Source organism: Pleomorphochaeta naphthae (genome assembly GCF_055396005.1).
Genome location: NZ_AP042457.1, coordinates 3,088,029 through 3,108,564 on the forward strand (window position 1 = coordinate 3,088,029; position 20,536 = coordinate 3,108,564).

The window sequence follows — 20,536 nt, forward strand, 5'->3', positions numbered from 1 at the left end:
TTTTTTATTCTTAAAGAAGATTAACTTTATTAATTGATGTTAGTGATATAATATTAGATTGTGACTATATCACAATTATTTTTCCATATTTGGTATATTTTTTAAATATAATTATTAAAAATGTCCAAAAAGATATATTGGAGGTATCTATTTATGAAAGCATCAATCGGATTAATTGGTTTAGCTGTAATGGGTGAGAACTTAGTTTTAAATTTAGAAAGTAAAGGATATAGAGTTGCTGTTTTCAATAGAACTATTGAGAAAGTTGATAAGTTCCTTGAAACAAGGGCTAAAGGTAAGAATATAATAGGCTCTCATTCAATAGAAGATTTTGTATCAAAAATAGAGAGTCCAAGAAAAATAATGATGATGGTTAGAGCTGGGGATGCTGTTGATAAAACAATTGATATGCTTATCCCTTATCTAGATAAAGGCGATATTATTATAGATGGTGGAAATTCTAATTATTTAGATACAACAAGAAGAATAGAATATGTAAACTCAAAAGGTTTTTTATATATAGGGGCTGGTGTTTCTGGTGGAGAGGAGGGAGCCCTTCTAGGTCCTTCAATAATGCCAGGTGGAAATGATGAAGCTTGGAAGAGTGTAAAAGATATTTTTCAAAATATAAGTGCTAAGGTAGATGATAATGTACCATGTTGTAATTGGATAGGACCTTCTGGTTCAGGTCATTTTGTTAAAATGGTTCACAATGGTATTGAATATGGAGACATGCAGCTCATCAGCGAAGTCTATGATGTGATGAGAAAAGTGTTAAAATTACCTTATTCAACGATGCAACAAATATTTAATAAGTGGAATGATGGTCCTCTAAATTCTTATTTAATAGAAATTACAAGTGAGATTTTAAAAATAGAGGATGAAGATAAAAAACCATTAGTAGAAAATATTTTAGATGCTGCTGGACAAAAAGGAACTGGAAAATGGACAGCAATTAATGCCTTAGATAAAGGAGTTGATTTATCACTAATTGCAGAAGCAGTTTTTGCAAGAATAGTTAGTAGTGAAAAAGAAGAGAGAGAAATAGCTAGTAAAGAATTGTCTCAAATTGAAGTAGATACCTCAACTTTTGATAAAGATAAAATTATTGAAGATTTGCATTCTGCACTTTTTGCCTCAAAAATAATTTCTTACGCTCAAGGTTTTGATTTGATTAAAAAAGTTTCATTAGAAAAAAAATGGGATTTAGATTTAAGTAGTATAGCATTGATGTGGAGAGGTGGATGTATTATAAGATCTTCCTTCTTATCTAATATAAGTGATGCATATAAAAACAATCCAACCTTATCTAACTTAATGTTAGACCCATATTTTAAAGAAATCTTAATTAAAGCCCATCAAGGTCTTAGAAACGTAATATCTCTTTCAGTGTTAAGTGGAGTTCCCACCCCATCTTTAAGTGCAGCTTTATCATATTTTGATAGCTATAGATCTAATTCTCTTCCAGCTAATTTAATCCAAGCTCAAAGAGATTATTTTGGAGCACACACTTATGAGAGAGTAGATCAAGAAAGAGGAATATTCTTTCATACAAATTGGACTAAAAGAGGTGGTACAACATCATCTTCTAGTTACTCAGTATAGGAGTTTTATATGGATGAATCTTTTGTTTTCTTAATTTTTGGTGCGACAGGGGATCTTTCACAGAGAAAATTGATTCCGGCTTTATTTAATATATATAGAAAAAAAATCTTTAAAATGCCTTTTAATATTTTAGCAATTGGGAGAAGGAATTTAAGCGATGAAGAATTTAGATCAGTTGTAAAACAATCACTTATAGAGAAAAAATATAATGAAGACGAAATTAATGGCTTTTTATTGAAAATTAATTATTTTCAAATGGATTTAATCCATTGTGATAATTACGATGATCTAAAACAATTTTTGAGGGCTAAATATGATAATTCTAATTATCTATATTACTTCGCAATTTCTCCTCAATTATATTGTTCAACTGCCAAGAGATTATATTCTTCAAATTTGACTAGTGAAGATGATGGATTTAAAAGGGTAATTATTGAAAAACCTTTTGGCCATGATTTAAAATCTGCTATCGAATTAAATCAAAACCTTCATAAATTTTTTAAAGAAGAACAATTATTTAGAATAGATCATTATCTAGGTAAAGAAACTGTCCAAAATATTTTGGTAACAAGATTTGCAAATGGAATCTTTGAGCCTTTATGGAATAGAAATTATATTGATTATGTAGAAATCACCTCTGCAGAATTTCTTTCCGTTGGAACTCGTGCTGGCTATTATGATAAAGCTGGAGCTTTAAGAGATATGGTTCAAAACCACTTGTTGCAAGTTCTAGCATTAATTGCTATGGAGCCTCCAATAAATACTAGTGCTAAAGCTCTAAGAGATGAAATGGTTAAAGTCTTTCAATCTCTAAGACCTATTAAAAAAGACGAAGTTAGTAAATATGTAATTAGAGGTCAATATGTAAGCTCTACATATGGTGGAGAGAAGATTCTAGGATATAGAGAAGAGAAAAATGTAGATACAGATTCCAAAACAGAAACTTATGTAGCTCTCAAAACTTATATAGACAATTGGAGATGGAGTGGTGTGCCTTTTTATATTAAAACTGGAAAAGCTTTAGCAGCTGGTGTTACTGAAGTAGTTATGCATTATAAGGCTAATCCACATAGTATATTTAAAAATAATGAAGCAATTTCAGCGGAGCACAATCAACTTGTTATAAGGATTCAACCTGATGCGGGGTTCTTAATGACTTTCCAAATGAAAGTACCAGGAGCAGGCTTTTCTGTTCAACCTGTTAACATGGATTTTCACTATTCTTCCTTACAACAAACAGATATCCCTGAAGCATATGAGAGATTGATTTATGATTGTGTAATTAACGATCCAACATTATATCAAAGAAGTGATGCTATAGAGTTAACTTGGAGTTATGTTCAACCAATACTTGATGCTTGGGCTGAAAATAAATCAATTCCTTTATATGGATATCCTGCAAGAAGCTGGGGACCAAGATATATTGAAAATATGTTATCTGAAGATAATCATCCTTGGAGATTCCCATGTAAGGATCTCAGTAATGGAACGTATTGTGAATTGTAAGGACTTGTTTATGGATAATAATATAAAAATATTTAAAGAAGGTTATGAAGCCTGTTATCAAATAGCTCAAAAGTTAAAAGAATTAAATAAAGAGGGAGCCAATGTTGCTATATCAGGTGGCTCTTCTCCGATTCTTTTATTTAAGATTATGAAAGATGAATTTAAATACAATGATTTTAATAATATTAAATTCTTTTGGGTTGATGAAAGATTTGTGGAAAAAGAAAGCTATGAGAGTAACTTTGGTAATTTTTCAAAAATATTAATAGAAAATAATATTATTTCTAAAAATAATGTTTTTCCTATGTACAAGGAGTTAACCATAGATGAAACTATAGATAAAGTTTCAAAAGAAATTCTTTCTATAGTTAAAATTAAAAACGAAAAACCAAGTTTTGATTTAATTATTTTAGGATTAGGTGAGGATGGACATACAGCCTCTTTATTCCCTAATAATCTACAAGCTTTAGATTCAAAGGAAATTTTAATTAAAACAAATCATCCACAATCTAATCAAGAAAGAATCACTTTAACTAAAGATGTTATAAATAATGCAAAAGAAATTATATTTCTCTCTTTAGGTGAGAAGAAAGCTATTATGGTAAAATATGTATTAATAGATAAAAATAAAAGTTTACCAGCCTCATATATTAAAAATGATAATTCTGTTTATTGGTATTTAGATAAGCATTCTGCAACTTTAATATAATTTTAAAAAATAGAAAAATGTTAAGAGATTTATGATTTATTAACAAAAAAAACAAAAAAATGAACAAATTTTATATAAATTATATTGAATTAACACTTTTTTAACATTTCATTATAATTTCACTAACATCTCTGCTTTATCTTCTAAACAAAAATAGGAGATAAAAAATGAAAAAATTATTCTTAATTTTATTAGTGACTATGTCAAGTTTTGCTTTATTTGCTTCAGGTCAAAGTGAAACTGTTAAAGAAGAAGTTATAAATTATACTTTTGGGGGATCTTCTACAGTTGCCCCAATTGCTAAGTCAGTTATACCTGAATTTGAAAAAGAAAATCCTTCAGTTAAAATAGGTTATGAAACTTTAGGTTCATCAACAGGTATTAAACAATTATTAGCTGGAACTTTAACACTTGCTGGATCTTCAAGAGATTTAAAGCAGAGTGAGTTAGACAGCGGTTGTGTGCCTACAATTATTGCATTAGATGGTTTATCTGTTGGAGTTAACTCTTCAGTTAGCATAAGTAACTTATCTTTAGAACAATTAGCTGCTATCTTTAGTGGGGAAATCACAAATTGGAGTGAAGTTGGTGGAAATGATATTAAGATTGAGTTGATTGAGAGAGATGAAACTTCTGGGACTTACGGATCATTTAACGAAATAGTATTAGAATCACAAGGAAAAGAACCAACTAAAAAAGCTATTATCGCTAAAGAAAATGGTGAAGTTGCAACAAAAATTGCTTCAACTCCTGGCTCTATTGGTTATATAGGAATGGCTTTCAATCATATCATCACAAATGCTGGTGGTAAAATCTTAACAATTGATGGTGTTGAACCTTCATCAGAAAATGTTATTAATAAAACTTACCCAATTAGTAGAGCTTTATATGTAGTTACAATTGGTGAACCAAAAGATAACACAGTTGAAAAAGATTTTATTGACTTCTTATTATCAAAGAAAGGTCAAGCAATTGTTGAAGAAAGTGAATTCATCTCAGTTAACTAAATAATATGACAACAATAAAAAAAAGTAATTATAAACGCCGAATTATTGAGCAAAGTAGTAGGACAATTCTACTACTTTGTGCTCTAGTTTCAATAGCAGCTGTAATAGCAATTACCCTATATATAATTAATCAAGGCTTACCCTTTTTTACTAAAGTTAGTTTAAAAGATTTTTTATTTTCTTTTGATTGGTCTCCCTCTTCAAAAGAAAATCCAAGTTATGGAATTGCTTCTTTTATTATAGCAAGTTTTGAAGTAGTTATTCTTGCAATAGTAATAGCCTTACCTATTGGTTTATCTACAGCAATTTATTTAAGTGAATTTGCTAAAGGTAAATTATCAAAGATAATAGAAAACACAATTGAACTCTTAGCAGGGATTCCTTCAATAATTTATGGACTATTTGGTATTGCTATTGTAGTTCCTGCAGTAAGAAATACTTTCGGAGGCAATGGCTATAGTTTATTATCTGCAAGTATAATTTTATCAATAATGATACTTCCTACTATAATAAATATCAGTGAAGTATCTATTAAGAGTGTTCCAGACTCATTAAGACAAGCATCAGTCGCAATGGGAGCTACCAAATGGCAAACAATTTACAAAGTTGTAGTGCCTTCTGCGGTAAATGGGATAGTTGCCTCAATTATATTAGCCCTTGGAAGAGCAATTGGTGAGACAACTGCTGTTCTACTAGTTGGAGGAAATGCTGCGGTATTTGCCCCATCCCCTTTAGATATGGGTAGAACTTTAACTATGAATATTATAACAGATATGAGTTATGCAGAAGGAACGCACCTTTCAGCTCTTTTTGCAACAGCAATGTTACTTTTCTTATTTATTCTATTTTTGAATTTCATTGTTGTATTTATATCGAACAAAAGTAGATTAGGACAGAGTGAATGAACAGAAAAACTACAAATAAAATAGCTTTAACCGTAATTCAAAGTTTATCTATATTAACAATTTTAATTTTAGTTTTAATTCTCTCTTATTTAGTTTATAGAGGTCTTAGAAGCAATAATTTAAATGAAAGACAAGTAATTGATGAAGTAAATGTAACTTTACCCTTTGATGTCTATTCAAATAAATATTCTAAAGTTGAAGAGCTAGATTATTTTACATTTAAAAAAATAATTGAAGGTAGAATATATTCACTTAGAAGAGTTACAAGTGTTAATAGAGATATAAAATTATATATCGATTCATCATTAATTGATAATTTAAGCAAGTATTTTTTAGTAGAGAAAAGCGATTTGTTAGATAGTAGTATTACACAATTTGACAGTTCTACGATTGCTGATGATAAAGCCTTATTAAATGATATAAAAAAGAATGAAGGGGCAATTGTAATAACTAAAGCTAATACTAAACTAAAAGGTTTAAATAAAGTTGAAATAAGTGATCAAGTCTTAGTTGTTAATTCTAAAGTTACAGAATTATATGGTAATAAAAAAATTGGAAATTTAAATGACGAAGAAGTTAAGAACCTATTAGGTGGCAAATATGAGAGATGGAGTGAATTAGATGGCCCTTCTGTTGATGTTCATTTAGTAGATTCATTAGATAAGGTAGAGAATGTTGATGGAGCTATAATGGTAGTGGATGCAACATCCTACCAAATGGCAGTGGATGGCCAAAGAAACATCGATATATTAAAAGTATTCCATAAAGTTTCAAAGAGGAACTTAACTTGGGATTATTTAGTAAGTCAAAGCGAAGATGAGGGAAAATATGGTGGTATCTCTAGTATAATCATTAATACTCTTATAATGGTTTTACTCACAGTATTAATAGCTACTCCAATATCTGTTGCAGGGGCAATATATCTTGTTGAATATGCTAAGAAAGGTAGAGTTTCTACATTAATTAAAACAGGAATTGACTTACTAGCAGCAGTTCCTTCAATCATATTTGGACTTTTTGGACTATTAGTCTTTGTTCAATTTTTTGATTTAGGGTTCTCTTTGATAAGTGGAGTATTAACACTATCTCTAATGATATTACCAACAATACTTAGAACTAGTGAAGAAGCTATTAGAAGTGTAAGTCCAGCATTAAAAGAAGCAAGTCGTGGACTTGGCGCTACAAAAATAGAAACAATATTTAAAATTGTATTACCTAGTGCTTCTAGAGGCATAACTACAGGAATAATTTTAGCAATTGGTAGAGCCCTAGGAGAAACAGCAGCCCTGATATTTACTATTGGCTCTTCAACTTCAATAGTTTCAAACTTAAAAAGTTCATCAAGAGTATTAGCTCAACACATATATTTGATTATTACAGAAGGTGGTTCAATTGATGAAGCCTTTGCTTCAGCACTAGTGTTAATAGTCCTCGTTTTAATCATCAACAGTGTTACAAAGATAATTATGAGAAGGAAGTAAATAAATGAATGATTCTTTATTTAAAGTTACTGATTTAGATCTTTGGTATTCAGATCATCAGGCCTTGAATAAAATAAATATGGAAATTCAAAAGAACACTATTAATGCTTTTATTGGGCCCTCAGGCTGTGGAAAAAGCACTTTTTTAAGAGTTCTTGATAGAATGAATGACCTAATTGACAGTGTCACTATAAAAGGTGAAGTCTTATTTGAAGGAAAAAATATTTATACTGATATGGATATTTTAGAGCTTAGAAGAAGAGTTGGAATGGTATTTCAGAAACCAAATCCCTTTCCAATGACTATTTTTGATAACGTAGCTTACGGTCCTAAATTATATAAAAAATATAAAAAAAGTGAATTGTTTGATAAAGTGGAAAGTGCTTTAAAGCAAGCTGCCCTTTGGGATGAAGTAAAAGATAGATTAAATACAAGTGCTTTAGGTTTATCTGGAGGACAACAACAGAGACTTTGTTTAGCTAGAACTTTAGCAGTAAATCCTGATGTTGTATTAATGGATGAACCAACTAGTGCTTTAGATCCAATTTCTACGGCCAAAATTGAAGAGTTAATGATTGAGTTAAAAAAAGATTATACCATAATAGTTGTAACTCATAATATGCAGCAAGCTTCTCGAGTTTCAGATATCACATCATTCTTTTTAATAGATGATAAAAGACGTGGATATTTAGTTGAAAGTGGAGAAACTAGTGAAATATTCTTAAATCCAAAAGATAAGAGAACAGAAGATTATATTTCTGGAAAATTTGGTTAGAAAGGAGGAGAAATAAATGACAAGTCAAACACTTCAAATAGATGAAAAAATTATGTTTTATAGAGAGCTGTTGCTACAAATGGTTACGAGAGTAGAACAAGCTATTGTAAAGGCTACGATAGCTATGGAGACTAATGATGTAAAATTAGCAAACTCTGTAATAAAAGAAGACTATTTTATAAATCAATTGAGAGATATGATTGAAAGTGATGCAGTTAGATTATTGATAAGCGAGGCTCCATATGGTCATTATATGAGGCAAGTTATAGCAGGGTTAAAAATAGCGACATCTCTTGAGAGAATGGGAGATCATGCAACACACTTAGCAAAAATGGTTGGCCAAGAAAAGCTTAGTAATGATGAGAGGGAACTTCCAATTATTAAGGGAATTGTTGAAATGTCTAATATTGTTGCCTCTATGTTTAGAGGGGCTGTAGATGCTTTGATAAATATAGATTCTCAAGCAGCAAAAGATGTTGCAAAAATGGATGATGAAGTAGATCAAAGAAGAGAAGAGTTAAAAAACCAAATCCTTGAGTGTGGCCCTTTTGAGGATATAATACTGAGACAGAATATGCACAATTATTATTACCTAGTAATAGAACTTGAAAGAGTAGGTGATCACATAACAACAATATGTTCTTGGGTTGTTTACATGGATGAGGGTGTAAAACCTAAATTAAATTAGACTTATTAATAAATTAACTATTTTAAGGAAACTCCTATGTTATTTAGTAGTTTCCTTATTTTATTTATAAATTAATAAATTAATATAAAAGAAAAAAAAGCCTTCTGTAAAGAAAGCTTTTGAGTTTTTAAATATAGTAAATTACACCTTATAAATTGAGTCACTTTTCTTATATAAAGAAGTTAAGACATTGTGAGTTTTTGATAAAGTTAGAATAAAAGTTGAACCTTTATTTTCTTCACTTTCAACAGAAATACTTCCAGAGTGTAAGAGAGCAATATGTTTAACAATAGAAAGCCCAAGACCAGTTCCACCACTATCTCTAGATCTATTTTTATCAACACGATAAAATCTTTCAAAAATTCTATCTTTATCATTTTCTGGAATACCAATACCATAATCCTTAACTTTGATTATTACTTCATATTTTTTTTCACTAACACTGATTTCAACCGAACTGTCATCCGGACTATAATTAATCGCATTAATTACTAAATTAATAATAGCTTGTCTTAATAAACCTTCGTTACAGTAGATAGTAAGGTTTTTAATATAATCCTTTTTAATGATGATATTTTTCTTTTTAGCTAGAGGTTTTGCCACCTTAATAACGCTATCAATTAAAGAAGTTACTTGTGTTTGAGCCATAACAGGTTGGCTTTTATTTTTTTCTAAAGAAGAGAGTAAAAGTAAATCTTCAATTATAGCTTTCATATTTTTATAATTAGAATAAATATCTTGATAGAATTCTAAAGCTTGTTCATCACTTAATTTATTTGATAAAAGAATCTCAGTGAAACCTCCAATAGAAGTTAGAGGGGTCTTAAGTTCATGGGATACATTGCTTACAAAATCTTTTCTAATAGTTTCTAATCTATGTAATTCGCTAATATCAGTAATAGTTAATAAAATACCTTCACATTTATTATTTCTTTCCATAGCATTAATGGTAATGTGAACATATTTTTCTTTACCTTTTGCAAACAACAGTGCCATTTCACCAGTATAGTTTTCATATAAACAAAGGGAAATTTCGCTTTTTTCAAAATTATTTAAAGCACTATTTATTTTAGAATTTAAATCAATATCACTAATTACATCTCTAATTACCATATCCTTAGATATAGCCTTTTGTAAAATATTTACAGCAGCTTTGTTAGATAGAACAATTTCTTTTTTAGTATTTAGGAATATTACACCTTCTTGCATCGATTCTAAGACTAGAGCATATTCATTCTTTTCAACTTCGAGATTTTTAATAATAGATTGAAGCCTTTCAGCCATAAAATTCATAGTTATAGAGAGTTCTTTAATTTCAAGAGGAGATGAGATATGAGTTCTACCATCTAAATTACCTTGAGCATAGTCACTGCTAAGTTCTACTAAAGATTCTATTGGGATAAATAAATATCTAAGAATAAAGAATAAAGCAATACTTAGTAAAATAATTATGATAATAAGGCTAGGTAAAATAGCAGAAATAAATTGAGAGTTAAGGAAAGAGAATTTAGAAAGAGGAGCAGCCACCCTAATAAATAAGTCTTTTTTCTGAGAATAAAGAGCACAGTAAATAGTAGCTGAATTAGTAGTTTTGCTAGTTCTAAAACTATAGCCAACAGTATTTATTTTAGCACTTTTGATTTCTTCTCTATAAAGATGATTATCCATATCAATAGCATTTTCTTCGCTATCGAAAAGAACCTGTCCATCATTAGAGACAATAGTAATTCTCAAATTTTTAATAGAGGCTAAATTTTTTAAAGTTTCAAAATCTAAAGATTGAAGACTATCAATAAACAAAGCTTCATTTTTTAATTCAGATTTTTCTTGTTCTGTTATAATTGAAGTAAATACTCGTCTTGTTGAAATAAGAGTAGTAAATAAAATCAAAATAATAGTACTGAGGAGTAAAAGGGAAACTTGTCTCTTAAACTTCAATTTGTATCTCCTATAAAAGGTCAATAGTTTTTCACAGAAAACCATAACCTAATTTCTTCATTTTTCTTTATTAGAAGCTATACAGCTTCTGCTTGTCGCTTATTAAAATCACCTATTAATTTATTCATATCAAAAGGCTTTTTCTTCTTTAGAATTGCATAAATTACTCTACTGAGTTTTCGTGCAAAGGCAATTATACTTTTCCCACTACCTTTGTTTTTCTTCATTCTTTTATAATCATTAATTAGCGACAAATACCTTAATGATCTTTGTAGACGAAGCATACCCATTACAGCTTGTACCATTGCAGTTCTTAACTCTACAGGTCCATTCTTTGTTATATGTCCGGTAAATCCTTTCTCATTTGAAAACTTTACAAAAGGAGTGAGTCCACAATATGCTGCGAACTGTTTGTAAGTTGCAAATCTATTTATATCACCAACATATGCTCTAATGGTTGTAGCTGTTATTTTCCCTACACCTGGAATAGTTTTTAGTAATTGAACATCTTCATCTTCTTGTACAAAATCTTCAATTAATGCCTCTAAAGCCTTGACTTGTTCATCCAAAATTTCTAAAGTTTGAATGAAACTATTTAAGGTAGAGACTGTCCTCTTCGTAATCAAAGCGTGGTCTTCGAGACCTTTTAGAAGAAGCAGTCTCTTTTTCTTGCTTTGAAATTGAGTGGCAGTTGTTACTATCCCATACCCTAACATCATATTATGTATTCTATTTTTAGTTCTTACTATCAATGAAACTAAATCAGCTCTTTCACAGATAAGTTTTCTAAGCTCCTCTGTTTCTTGATCGCATAGATAGCTTTCAGGTAACATATCTTTTAGTAAAAACTCAGCTATTGTAAAAGCATCTCTTTTATCTGTCTTTTTAGCACTTAATGTTACAACCTTAAATTTTAAAGTATTAATAACAAGTGTAAAAAAGCCTTCTTTCTGCATTAAGTTTCTAAAGTATCTAGCATTAGAAGTAGCTTCTATTGCCATTGATACATGTGCACCATACTTGTCTTCTAGAGTGTGACATTCACTAATAAAAGCATTATAACCTTCATCGTTAGTTTGATACACTTTCTCAAATAGAATCTCTTTCGTTGATGTTATTGCACAAACTGTAAATTGAGTCTTATGCAAATCAATTCCTACGCTAACAGTTTTGTTTTCCCAGTTAACCATTCTTATCTCCTTGCATTTATTTTTTTATACACAAAATCAAAAATGGCTCTCTGTTCGGTAGTTGTTCCATTCTCCTATTCGGCCTCAGTAAGTGGACCAGTGATTGATACGACTAAAACTCCTCATTCTCCTAAACAGTCTCATATTCTTGGACTAGTAAAACATGTCGAGTTAAAGTCTTGGCCATTCCTCAGTTGTGTGCCATATATTTTAACACACTATAGGAATATTGGTGCAACTACCTGCTATTTACCTTTTTATCACTCCTCCTAAATATTTATAACCAACACCCCAAACAGTTTTAATACGGCTTCCGTAGTGTTTGAGTTTTTTTCTTAGAGCAACAATTTGAACATCGATAGCTCTTTCAGTTACGGGGTAATCATTCCCTTTAATTTTAGTAATCAATTTTTCTCTAGAATAAACCTTTTCGGGATTTTCAATTAATAAAGCTAGTAAGTTAAATTCAGTGGCAGTTAGAATTATAGGAGAGTTATCAATTAAACAAGTTCTTTTTGAAACATCTATCAATATACCCTTATCCTGAATAATTTTAAACTCATCATTTTCAACTTTTCTCTCTAAAAGTCTCAAAGAAGCTTTAACTTTAGCAGATAAAACTTTAGGGCTAAATGGTTTTGTTAAATAATCATCAGCTCCAAGCTCTAAAGCTGAAATAATATCACTATCATCATCTTTAGCTGATGCAATAATTATTGGAGTTTTTATTTCTAGTTTATATCTAGTGATTTTTAGAATTTCAAACCCATTTACTAATGGTAGCATTAAGTCTAAAATTATACACTCATAACTATTGTTGGAGATAAGGTCTAAAGCAGATCTCCCATCATAAGCTACCTCAGTTTCAAATCCTTCAGATTTGAGCTGAAAACTTAGTAATTTTGAAATGCTCTTATCATCTTCAATTATTAATATTTTGTTATTCATGAATTAATCTTAGGCCTTACTTCCTAATATTTTCAATAGTTAATCATTTATTTAACAAAAAATTAACATTATTTATTACATCTAATCTGATTATTCTCTTAATATTGTTGTTTATTATTTTGTGTATTAATTTTTTTATGAGGAAAAAGATTAATAAGATATATGCAATTTTTTTTACATAATGTAATAATTTTGTTAATTATTGATTTTATATATAAAATTTTAAAAAAATAAATTAATATGAAATTTAAATAAATGCAACAAAATCATTGGGATTATGATTAATTTATTTAAATTTTGCAACAAAGTTAATAATTATTAAATATTTTTGTTGTAAAAGTGTTGCAATAAATTTTAGTTTTATATAATGTATGACCTATACGAGGTATTTACAATTATGATAAAAAAAGTTGCAATACTGATGGGTAGTTTAAGTGACCTTGATAAAGTTAAAGGTGCCTTATTAATTTTAAAGGAACTTGAAATTCCTTTTGACGTTAAAGTATTAAGCGCACATAGAACTACTGCTGAAACCTTAGAGTTCGCACTCCAAGCGCATGAACACTATAGTGTAATAATATGCGCAGCAGGCATGGCCGCACACTTAGCGGGCATCGTTGCAGCAAATACCTTACTGCCTGTAATTGCAATACCAATATCCTCAACCTTAAATGGGCTTGATGCCTTATTATCGAGTGTACAAATGCCAAGTGGCGTTCCTGTAGCAACAGTTGCTATAGATGGGAGCAAAAATGCAGCTCTTCTTAGCGCTCAAATAATTGCTTTAGAAAATGATGATGTATTAGCACGTCTAATTGATTTTAGAAAGAAAAATAGAAAATCTTCCTTAGAAAATAATGAAAAATTAAAACAAATCCTGTAAGCAAATTACGGGATTTTTTTATTGGAGAGAAAAAATGGAAAAGCTAAAGTTACTTTATCAAGGTAAGGCTAAGAGAGTTTATCAAACTGATGATGAAAATTTATGTATTGTTGATTACAGTGATGATGCTACTGCATTTAATGGGGTAAAAAAAGGAACCATTAATAATAAAGGCTCAATAAACAATCAGCTAAGTAATTACTTTATGAAAGAGTTAGAGAATGTTGGAATACCTACACACTATGTTAAAGAATTAAGTGATAGAGAAACTTTAGTTAGGAAATTGAAGATTATTCCATTAGAAGTAATAGTTAGAAATATTGTTGCAGGTTCTCTTTCAAAAAGAATTGGAATTGATGAGGGTTTTGAATTAAAAAATCCAATAGTTGAATTTTGTTATAAAGAAGATAGTTTAAACGATCCAATGCTAAATATTTCTCACATTACAACCTTAGATATAGCAACGCATGAAGAAATTGATTTAATAACTCAATACAGCTTACAAATTAATGATTTTTTAAAAAATGAATTATCTGATAAAAATATTTTGCTTGTTGATTTCAAATTAGAATTTGGTAAAGATGAATTTGGTAGAATTTATTTAGCAGATGAAATCTCTCCTGATACTTGTAGATTTTGGGATGCTAAAACACATAAGAAATTAGACAAAGATAGATTTAGAAGAGATTTAGGCGAAGTTGAAGATGCATATATAGAAGTAAAATCTAGGGTTATGAATTAATAATGTTTGACAAACTAAAAGAAGAATGTGGCGTTTTTGCTATCAGTGAAGCTGATGATGAAATTGATATTGTTAATACAAGTTATCTAGCTCTATATGCCTTACAACACAGAGGCCAAGAAGGTTGTGGGATTTGTGTTAACAATAAAGATTCTTTATCTATATATAAAGATGTCGGCCTTGTCAGTGAAGTCTTTACAAAAAGAAATCTCGATAAATTGCCTAAATCCTCTATAGCTATAGCTCATGTAAGATATGGAACTACAGGGAATAATAATAGAGCAAATGTACAACCTCTTGTTGTAAATCATAAAGAGGGTAAGATGGCTTTAGCTCATAATGGGAATTTAGTTAATGATTATACTCTTAGAGATAAATTAGAATCTAAAGGTTTAATTTTCCAAACTACAAGCGATAGTGAAGTTATAGCATATTTGATTACGAAGAATAGATTAAAAAGTTCTTGTATAGAAGAAGCTATTGAAAAAACCATGTTTGAAATAAAAGGAGCCTATTCTCTTGTGATTATGACTCCCTATAAATTAATAGTTGCAAGAGATCCTAGAGGTTTTAGGCCTTTGGTTATGGGAAAACTTAAAGACAGATATGTTTTTGCAAGTGAAACTTGTGCTTTTGATGCTATTAATGCAAAGTATATTAGAAGTGTTAGACCTGGTGAAATTATAAGCATTAACAAAAATAAATTAACATCAATAACAACGCATTGTGATAAATATAAGCAGAGCTTATGTGTTTTTGAATTATTATATTTTAGTAGGCCTGACAGTAAAATTGATGATATCGATGTTATAGATGCGAGATTTAGAGCAGGAGAGTTTTTATATAAAGAAAATCCAATAGACAGTGATGTTGTAATTGGAGTTCCTGATTCTGGAATATTAGCAGCTATAGGATATTCAAGGGCTAGTGGTATTAATTATGGAGTTGGTTTAATAAAAAACAAGTACATAGGTAGGACCTTTATACAGCCGAAACAAACCCAAAGAGATTCTTCTGTCCAAATCAAATTAAATGTAGTTGAGTCTGTTATCAAAGATAAAAGAGTTATTTTAATAGATGATTCAATAGTAAGAGGAACTACAAGCGTTAGGATAGTTAAACTCTTAAGAGATGCTGGAGCAAAAGAAGTTCATTTTAGATCTTCATCTCCTATGTTTTTAAATCCTTGTTATTTTGGAACAGATATTGATAGCAAAGAAAATTTATTTGCTTGCAAACACACAAAAGAAGAAATGAGAGACATTTTAAATGTTGACTCTTTAGAATTCTTGAGTGTTGCAAATGTAGTCAAATTAGCTAAAAAAGATTTTGGTTATTGTACCGCTTGTTTTAGTGGTAAATATCCAATTAAACCAAGAATTGAAAGAAGTAAATCACACTTAGAGCAATGAGGAAATAATGGAAACAAATAAAATGTATAAAGAAGCTGGTGTCAATCTTGAGGCCGGTTATGAAAGTGTTAGATTAATTAAAGAAAAAGTCAAAAAGACTTATGATTCTAATGTCTTAAGCTCATTAGGTGGTTTTGCATCTTTATTTAGTTTAGATCTAAGTGAGATTAAAAATCCAATTTTAGTAAGTGGTACTGATGGGGTTGGTACTAAATTAAAGTTAGCATTTTTGTTAGAAAAATTTGATACAATTGGCATAGATTGTGTGGCAATGTGTGTAAATGACATCATTTGTACGGGAGCTAAGCCATTATTTTTTTTAGATTACATAGCAGTAGGTAAAAATAATCCAAAGCAAATAGAACAAATTGTAGATGGAATGTGTAAGGGGTGTATACAAGCAAATTGCAGTTTAGTCGGTGGAGAGACCGCTGAAATGCCTGGATTTTACAAAAGAGGGGAGTTTGATGTTGCTGGTTTTTCTACTGGGGTTGTAGAAAAATCAAAGTTAATTGATGGTAAATCAATTAAAGAGGGAGATTTAATTGTTGCAATACCTTCCTCAGGTGTTCATTCAAATGGTTTTTCATTGATTCGAAAAATTTTTCATACTAGAGAATCTTTATTTAAAGTTTATGACAATCTTGAAAAACCTTTGATTGAATATCTTTTAGAACCAACAAGAATTTACGTAAAAGAAATTACTAAGTTAAAAGAAGTAATTGAAATAAAAGGAATATCTCATATCACAGGTGGAGGCTTTTTTGAAAATATACCTCGGACTATAAAAGATGGGTTATGCGCTAAAGTTTATAAAGATTATATAAAAATTCCAACAATATTTAATGTAATAAAAGAATGTGGATCAGTTGATGAAACAACTATGTTTAATACCTTTAACCAAGGAGTGGGCCTCGCTCTAATTATCGATAAAAATGATAAGAAGATTGTAGAAGAGATTGTCCAAGATAGTTATGTAATTGGTGAAGTTATAAAAGGTGAGGAAAAAATAATCTTATGTTAAGAGTAGCAGTTTTAGTTTCTGGTAGAGGGACTAATTTAGATGCCATATTAAAAGAAAAACAAAAGGGGCATTTAGAAAATTGTGATATTGTTTGTACAATAAGTAACAATGATAAAGCTTATGCTCTTGAAGTTTCTAAAAATTATGGGGTTGAAACATATAGCATTGTTGATAAAAAACAAAAAGATTTTGAAGATAAATTATTAAAATTACTCATTGATAAAAAAATTGGACTAGTTGTCTTAGCCGGTTTTATTAAGATTCTTTCACCTTCTTTTATTATTTCATATAATAAACCAATAATAAATGTTCATCCTTCCCTAATACCAAGTTTTTGTGGAAAAGGGTATTATGGACTAAAAGTTCACCAAGCAGCTCTTGAAAAAGGTGTTAAGGTGAGCGGGGCTACAGTACATTTTGTAAATGAAATCCCTGATGGAGGGAAAATAATTTTACAAAAAGCTGTTGAAGTAAAAGAGGGAGATACTCCTGCAACTTTACAGAAAAGAATAATGGAAGAAGCAGAGTGGGTATTATTACCGAAAGCAATCGATTTATTATCGAAGGAAGGTTTATGATTAATATTTTTGATTATTACTCAAGTTTAGAGTATCCAGGTAGAAATATTACTGTTGGAAGAATGGATGATGGAGCAATCTTTTTTTGTTATGGAATAATGGGAAGAAGTCAGAATTCAAAGAATAGAATCTTTGTAAAAGAAAATGATGTTGTTAAAACAAAAGCTTTTGATGAATCATTAGTAAAAGATCCTTCTTTAATTATTTATAATGCTGTAATCCCTATAAAAAATGGTTATATCGTTACAAATGGTGATCAAAGCGATACTATTTATAATTATTTAAAAAGAAATAAAACATTTGAAGATGCTCTTCAAACTAGAGCCTATGAAAATGATGAACCAAATTATACTCCAAGAATTAGTGCATTAATTACTTTTAAAAAAAATGAGTTAGAGAGATTAAAACTTTCAATTTTAAAAAGAGGTATGGGTGGAGCTAGAAGGTATTTCTTTAATTATGAAAAAATTGAAAAGAACACAGCCTTTGTTATTACTACATATAGTGAAAATTCATCACCTTTAAAACCCTTTATTGGAGAGCCTATAGAAGTTGAAATTCCAAAAATAACAGATATAAATAAACTGACAAGTGAAATTTTTAAAGCACAAAATGATGATAATAAGATATCTCTGTACGGCTTAAAATATAAAGATAAAAAAAGTGAAGATATAATAATCAATACAAACGGGGAAAATTAATAATGGAAACTATTAAATTAAAATATGGATGTAATCCTCATCAAAAAAATGCTCAAGTATATGCTGATAAATTACCAATAAAAGTATTAAACGGAAAGCCAGGTTATATAAATCTAATGGATGCTTTAAATAGTTATCAATTAGTTAGAGAGTTAGATTTAGCTTTAAATTTACCTGCAGCAGCATCATTTAAACATGTAAGTCCAGCTGGAGCTGCAGTTTATTTCCCTTTAAGTGAAGAAGAGAAAAAGATGTATTTTGTAAAAGGAGAGCTAAGTCAATTAGCTACTGCTTATACAAGAAGCCGAGGTGCTGATAGATTGTCTTCATTTGGAGATTTTGTTGCTTTATCAAGAGAATGTGATGAAAGTACAGCAAAATGCATCAAAAGAGAAGTTTCAGATGGTGTAATCGCTCCAAGTTATAGTGAAAAAGCTCTAGAAATTTTAAAAGCTAAAAGAAAAGGCACTTATACAGTTATCCAAATAGATAAAAATTATAAACCACCTAAAAGTGAAAAAAGAGAAATTTTTGGAATCACCTTTGAGATGGATAGAAATGATGTAATTTTTGATAAATCATATTTAGAAAATATAGTTACAACAAATAAAGAATTAAGTGAAAGTGCAATAATAGATCTAATAGTAGCTTCAATAAGTGTTAAATATACTCAATCCAATTCTGTCTGTTATGCATATAGAGGTCAAACAATTGGTGTTGGTGCAGGAGGCCAAAGCAGAATTCACTGTACTAGATTAGCAGGGGATAAAGCTGATAGATGGCTACTTAGAACACATCCAAAAGTTTTAAATCTACCATTTAAAGATAAATTATCTAGAAATACAAAAGATAATGTAATTGAGCAATATCTTAATGAAAAAAGAGAAATCGATTTATTTAACAAAGAAACATTAAGTGAATATTTTACAGAAGCTGTTACTCCTTTAAGTGAGAGTGAAAAAGAAGATTATTTGAAGAATATTAGAGGAATTAGCTTATCTAGTGATGCTTTCTTCCCATTTGAAGATAATATTCTAAGAGCTTATAGAAGCGGGGTAAATTACATAGTTCAACCTGGAGGATCAATTAGAGATGATTCAGTTATTAAAGCATGTAATGATCTTGGTATAACAATGGCTTTTAGTAATTTAAGATTATTCCATCATTAGGAGATATAGGGTGAATGTTTTAATTGTTGGTGGTGGTGGCAGAGAAGATGCCATAATAAAAAAACTATTAGAAAATGAAAGAATTGATAAAATATTTGCCCTTCCAGGGACAGGAATTGCTGGGGAAAGAGTATTTAATTTCGATATCAATGTAATGGATTTTGATAAAATAATAAAATTTTGTAAAACTCATATTATCGATTTTGCTATAGTTTCCCCTGATAACCCTTTAGTAATGGGGTTAGTAGATGAATTAGAAAAACTTAATATTTTAACTTTTGGCCCTAACAAAAGGGCAGCAATCATTGAAGGAAGTAAAAGTTTTGCAAAAGAATTAATGAAAAAATATGATATTCCAACAGCAAAATATGAATCCTTTACTGATAGTGACTCAGCTATTAAATATTTAGATAATTGTAATTTTCCCATTGTTATAAAAGCTGATGGCTTAGCATTAGGTAAAGGTGTTGTTATTTGTGAAACAAAAGATTATGCAAAAGAAACAATTATTGATTTTATAGATAATAAAAAATTTGATCAAAGTAGTTCTAAAATAATAATTGAAGAATATTTAACAGGAAGTGAAGTTTCAATTTTAGCCTTCTGTGATGGAACAACTTTGAAACCTTTAGTTTCTTCTATGGATCATAAACGTATCAAAGATGGTGATGAGGGGTTAAATACAGGGGGTATGGGAGTAATTGCACCAAATCCTTTTTACACAGATAAAGTAAAGAAATATTGTGAAGAAAACATTTTTAATAAAACAGTCTTAGCTATGAAAAGTGAAGAGAGAACTTTTAAAGGATGTTTATATTTTGGCCTTATGATAAAAGATGATAAGGCTAAGGTAATTGAATATAATTGTAGATTTGGAGATCCCGAAACTCAAGCTGTCCTACCCTTATTAAAAAGTGACTTATTAACGATAATGATAGCCTGTTGTAATGAAACTCTTGATAAAGTAGAGGTTAAACTTTCTTCTCAGGCTACTTGTAACTTGGTAGTTGCAAGTGGTGGATACCCAGTTAGTTATGAAAAAAATAAAAAGATAACACTAAAAGACTTAAAACATTCTAAAATCTTTTATTCTGGAGTAAAAGTTATAGAAAATGAATATTACACAAATGGTGGACGAGTATTGAGTCTAACAAGTGTAGCGGACAATTTAGAAAAAGCTATTAATCTCGTATATGAAGATGTCAAGAATATAGAATTTGAGAATATGTATTATCGTCATGATATCGGCCAAAAAGCATTAAAAAAATAAAAAGT

19 protein-coding genes are annotated in these 20,536 nt (G+C 29.6%); 16 read left to right on the top strand and 3 right to left on the bottom strand.

All coding sequences use genetic code 11. The annotated features are described in order from the left end of the window. Positions 1–153 precede the first annotated feature (153 nt). The 8 genes from gnd to phoU all read left to right on the top strand — a co-directional run bounded on the left by gnd (position 154) and on the right by phoU (position 8,676). Complete coding sequence (gene gnd, locus ACZ5SO_RS14075; RefSeq protein WP_464625455.1) at positions 154–1,605, top strand: decarboxylating NADP(+)-dependent phosphogluconate dehydrogenase; 1,452 nt, start codon at positions 154–156, stop codon at positions 1,603–1,605. Between the two features lie 9 nt (positions 1,606–1,614). Continuing rightward, the gene (gene zwf / locus ACZ5SO_RS14080; RefSeq protein ID WP_464625456.1) at positions 1,615–3,111 is read left to right on the top strand and encodes a glucose-6-phosphate dehydrogenase; all 1,497 of its coding nucleotides are present in this window, start codon (positions 1,615–1,617) and stop codon (positions 3,109–3,111) included. Between the two features lie 10 nt (positions 3,112–3,121). Next, on the top strand, positions 3,122–3,820 hold the full coding sequence (gene pgl, locus ACZ5SO_RS14085; protein WP_464625457.1) for a 6-phosphogluconolactonase: 699 nt from the start codon (positions 3,122–3,124) through the stop codon (positions 3,818–3,820). 167 nt (positions 3,821–3,987) lie between these two features. Beyond that, a complete protein-coding gene (locus ACZ5SO_RS14090) occupies positions 3,988–4,827 on the top strand; it encodes a phosphate ABC transporter substrate-binding protein (RefSeq protein ID WP_464625458.1) in 840 nt (279 codons plus the stop codon). A gap of 5 nt (positions 4,828–4,832) precedes the next feature. Further along, positions 4,833–5,732 carry a phosphate ABC transporter permease subunit PstC gene (gene pstC, locus ACZ5SO_RS14095; RefSeq protein WP_464625459.1) on the top strand — a complete coding sequence of 300 codons (900 nt, stop codon included), beginning with the start codon at positions 4,833–4,835 and terminating at the stop codon, positions 5,730–5,732. Then, the gene (gene pstA, locus ACZ5SO_RS14100) at positions 5,729–7,213 is read left to right on the top strand and encodes a phosphate ABC transporter permease PstA (RefSeq protein ID WP_464625460.1); all 1,485 of its coding nucleotides are present in this window, start codon (positions 5,729–5,731) and stop codon (positions 7,211–7,213) included. The genes pstC and pstA overlap by 4 nt, the downstream gene beginning before the upstream one ends. A 4-nt stretch (positions 7,214–7,217) precedes the next feature. Beyond that, positions 7,218–7,988 carry a phosphate ABC transporter ATP-binding protein PstB gene (pstB, locus tag ACZ5SO_RS14105; RefSeq protein WP_464625461.1) on the top strand — a complete coding sequence of 257 codons (771 nt, stop codon included), beginning with the start codon at positions 7,218–7,220 and terminating at the stop codon, positions 7,986–7,988. 16 nt (positions 7,989–8,004) lie between these two features. After that, positions 8,005–8,676 carry a phosphate signaling complex protein PhoU gene (phoU, locus tag ACZ5SO_RS14110; protein WP_464625463.1) on the top strand — a complete coding sequence of 224 codons (672 nt, stop codon included), beginning with the start codon at positions 8,005–8,007 and terminating at the stop codon, positions 8,674–8,676. A 141-nt stretch (positions 8,677–8,817) separates the two neighbouring features. On the opposite strand, the gene ACZ5SO_RS14115 is transcribed toward phoU, so the two are convergent. The 3 genes from ACZ5SO_RS14115 to ACZ5SO_RS14125 form a co-directional block, all read right to left on the bottom strand. Next, a complete protein-coding gene (locus ACZ5SO_RS14115; protein WP_464625464.1) occupies positions 8,818–10,614 on the bottom strand; it encodes an ATP-binding protein in 1,797 nt (598 codons plus the stop codon). Positions 10,615–10,691: 77 nt separating this feature from the next. Next, entirely contained in the window at positions 10,692–11,804 is a 1,113-nt protein-coding gene (locus tag ACZ5SO_RS14120; protein WP_464624023.1) for an IS110 family RNA-guided transposase, read from the bottom strand. A 249-nt stretch (positions 11,805–12,053) separates the two neighbouring features. Next, a complete protein-coding gene (locus ACZ5SO_RS14125; RefSeq protein ID WP_464625466.1) occupies positions 12,054–12,752 on the bottom strand; it encodes a response regulator transcription factor in 699 nt (232 codons plus the stop codon). A gap of 367 nt (positions 12,753–13,119) precedes the next feature. On the opposite strand from ACZ5SO_RS14125, the gene purE reads away from it, so the two are divergent. The 8 genes from purE to purD are packed head-to-tail and all read left to right on the top strand — an operon-like array spanning position 13,120 to position 20,531. Then, entirely contained in the window at positions 13,120–13,635 is a 516-nt protein-coding gene (gene purE, locus ACZ5SO_RS14130) for a 5-(carboxyamino)imidazole ribonucleotide mutase (RefSeq protein WP_464625467.1), read from the top strand. 34 nt (positions 13,636–13,669) lie between these two features. Next, entirely contained in the window at positions 13,670–14,377 is a 708-nt protein-coding gene (gene purC, locus ACZ5SO_RS14135; protein WP_464625469.1) for a phosphoribosylaminoimidazolesuccinocarboxamide synthase, read from the top strand. Positions 14,378–14,379: 2 nt separating this feature from the next. Then, positions 14,380–15,789 carry an amidophosphoribosyltransferase gene (gene purF / locus ACZ5SO_RS14140; RefSeq protein ID WP_464625470.1) on the top strand — a complete coding sequence of 470 codons (1,410 nt, stop codon included), beginning with the start codon at positions 14,380–14,382 and terminating at the stop codon, positions 15,787–15,789. 7 nt (positions 15,790–15,796) lie between these two features. Continuing rightward, positions 15,797–16,813, top strand: coding sequence for a phosphoribosylformylglycinamidine cyclo-ligase (purM, locus tag ACZ5SO_RS14145; protein ID WP_464625472.1), 1,017 nt, complete (start codon positions 15,797–15,799; stop codon positions 16,811–16,813). Continuing rightward, positions 16,807–17,391: a phosphoribosylglycinamide formyltransferase gene (gene purN / locus ACZ5SO_RS14150; protein ID WP_464625473.1), complete on the top strand. Its 585-nt coding sequence runs from the start codon at positions 16,807–16,809 to the stop codon at positions 17,389–17,391. Before purM ends, purN begins: the two co-directional genes overlap by 7 nt. After that, positions 17,388–18,092 (top strand): IMP cyclohydrolase, encoded by a 705-nt coding sequence (locus ACZ5SO_RS14155; protein WP_464625475.1) that lies wholly within the window; start codon positions 17,388–17,390, stop codon positions 18,090–18,092. The genes purN and ACZ5SO_RS14155 overlap by 4 nt, the downstream gene beginning before the upstream one ends. Before the next feature lie 2 nt (positions 18,093–18,094). Then, positions 18,095–19,261, top strand: coding sequence for a phosphoribosylaminoimidazolecarboxamide formyltransferase (locus tag ACZ5SO_RS14160; protein WP_464625476.1), 1,167 nt, complete (start codon positions 18,095–18,097; stop codon positions 19,259–19,261). A 10-nt stretch (positions 19,262–19,271) separates the two neighbouring features. Then, positions 19,272–20,531 carry a phosphoribosylamine--glycine ligase gene (gene purD, locus ACZ5SO_RS14165; protein WP_464625477.1) on the top strand — a complete coding sequence of 420 codons (1,260 nt, stop codon included), beginning with the start codon at positions 19,272–19,274 and terminating at the stop codon, positions 20,529–20,531. The last annotated feature ends 5 nt before the right edge of the window (positions 20,532–20,536 follow it).

Bases quoted from the DNA above. Each gene is read 5' to 3' on its own strand.
- pgl (WP_464625457.1), top strand. From the start codon at position 3,122: ATGGATAATAATATAAAAATATTTAAAGAAGGTTATGAAGCCTGTTAT.
- zwf (WP_464625456.1), top strand. From the start codon at position 1,615: ATGGATGAATCTTTTGTTTTCTTAATTTTTGGTGCGACAGGGGATCTT.
- ACZ5SO_RS14120 (WP_464624023.1), bottom strand. From the start codon at position 11,804: ATGGTTAACTGGGAAAACAAAACTGTTAGCGTAGGAATTGATTTGCAT.
- phoU (WP_464625463.1), top strand. From the start codon at position 8,005: ATGACAAGTCAAACACTTCAAATAGATGAAAAAATTATGTTTTATAGA.
- purN (WP_464625473.1), top strand. From the start codon at position 16,807: ATGTTAAGAGTAGCAGTTTTAGTTTCTGGTAGAGGGACTAATTTAGAT.
- ACZ5SO_RS14155 (WP_464625475.1), top strand. From the start codon at position 17,388: ATGATTAATATTTTTGATTATTACTCAAGTTTAGAGTATCCAGGTAGA.
- pstC (WP_464625459.1), top strand. From the start codon at position 4,833: ATGACAACAATAAAAAAAAGTAATTATAAACGCCGAATTATTGAGCAA.
- pstA (WP_464625460.1), top strand. From the start codon at position 5,729: ATGAACAGAAAAACTACAAATAAAATAGCTTTAACCGTAATTCAAAGT.
- purC (WP_464625469.1), top strand. From the start codon at position 13,670: ATGGAAAAGCTAAAGTTACTTTATCAAGGTAAGGCTAAGAGAGTTTAT.
- purM (WP_464625472.1), top strand. From the start codon at position 15,797: ATGGAAACAAATAAAATGTATAAAGAAGCTGGTGTCAATCTTGAGGCC.
- gnd (WP_464625455.1), top strand. From the start codon at position 154: ATGAAAGCATCAATCGGATTAATTGGTTTAGCTGTAATGGGTGAGAAC.
- ACZ5SO_RS14090 (WP_464625458.1), top strand. From the start codon at position 3,988: ATGAAAAAATTATTCTTAATTTTATTAGTGACTATGTCAAGTTTTGCT.
- ACZ5SO_RS14125 (WP_464625466.1), bottom strand. From the start codon at position 12,752: ATGAATAACAAAATATTAATAATTGAAGATGATAAGAGCATTTCAAAA.
- purE (WP_464625467.1), top strand. From the start codon at position 13,120: ATGTATGACCTATACGAGGTATTTACAATTATGATAAAAAAAGTTGCA.
- purF (WP_464625470.1), top strand. From the start codon at position 14,380: ATGTTTGACAAACTAAAAGAAGAATGTGGCGTTTTTGCTATCAGTGAA.
- ACZ5SO_RS14160 (WP_464625476.1), top strand. From the start codon at position 18,095: ATGGAAACTATTAAATTAAAATATGGATGTAATCCTCATCAAAAAAAT.
- pstB (WP_464625461.1), top strand. From the start codon at position 7,218: ATGAATGATTCTTTATTTAAAGTTACTGATTTAGATCTTTGGTATTCA.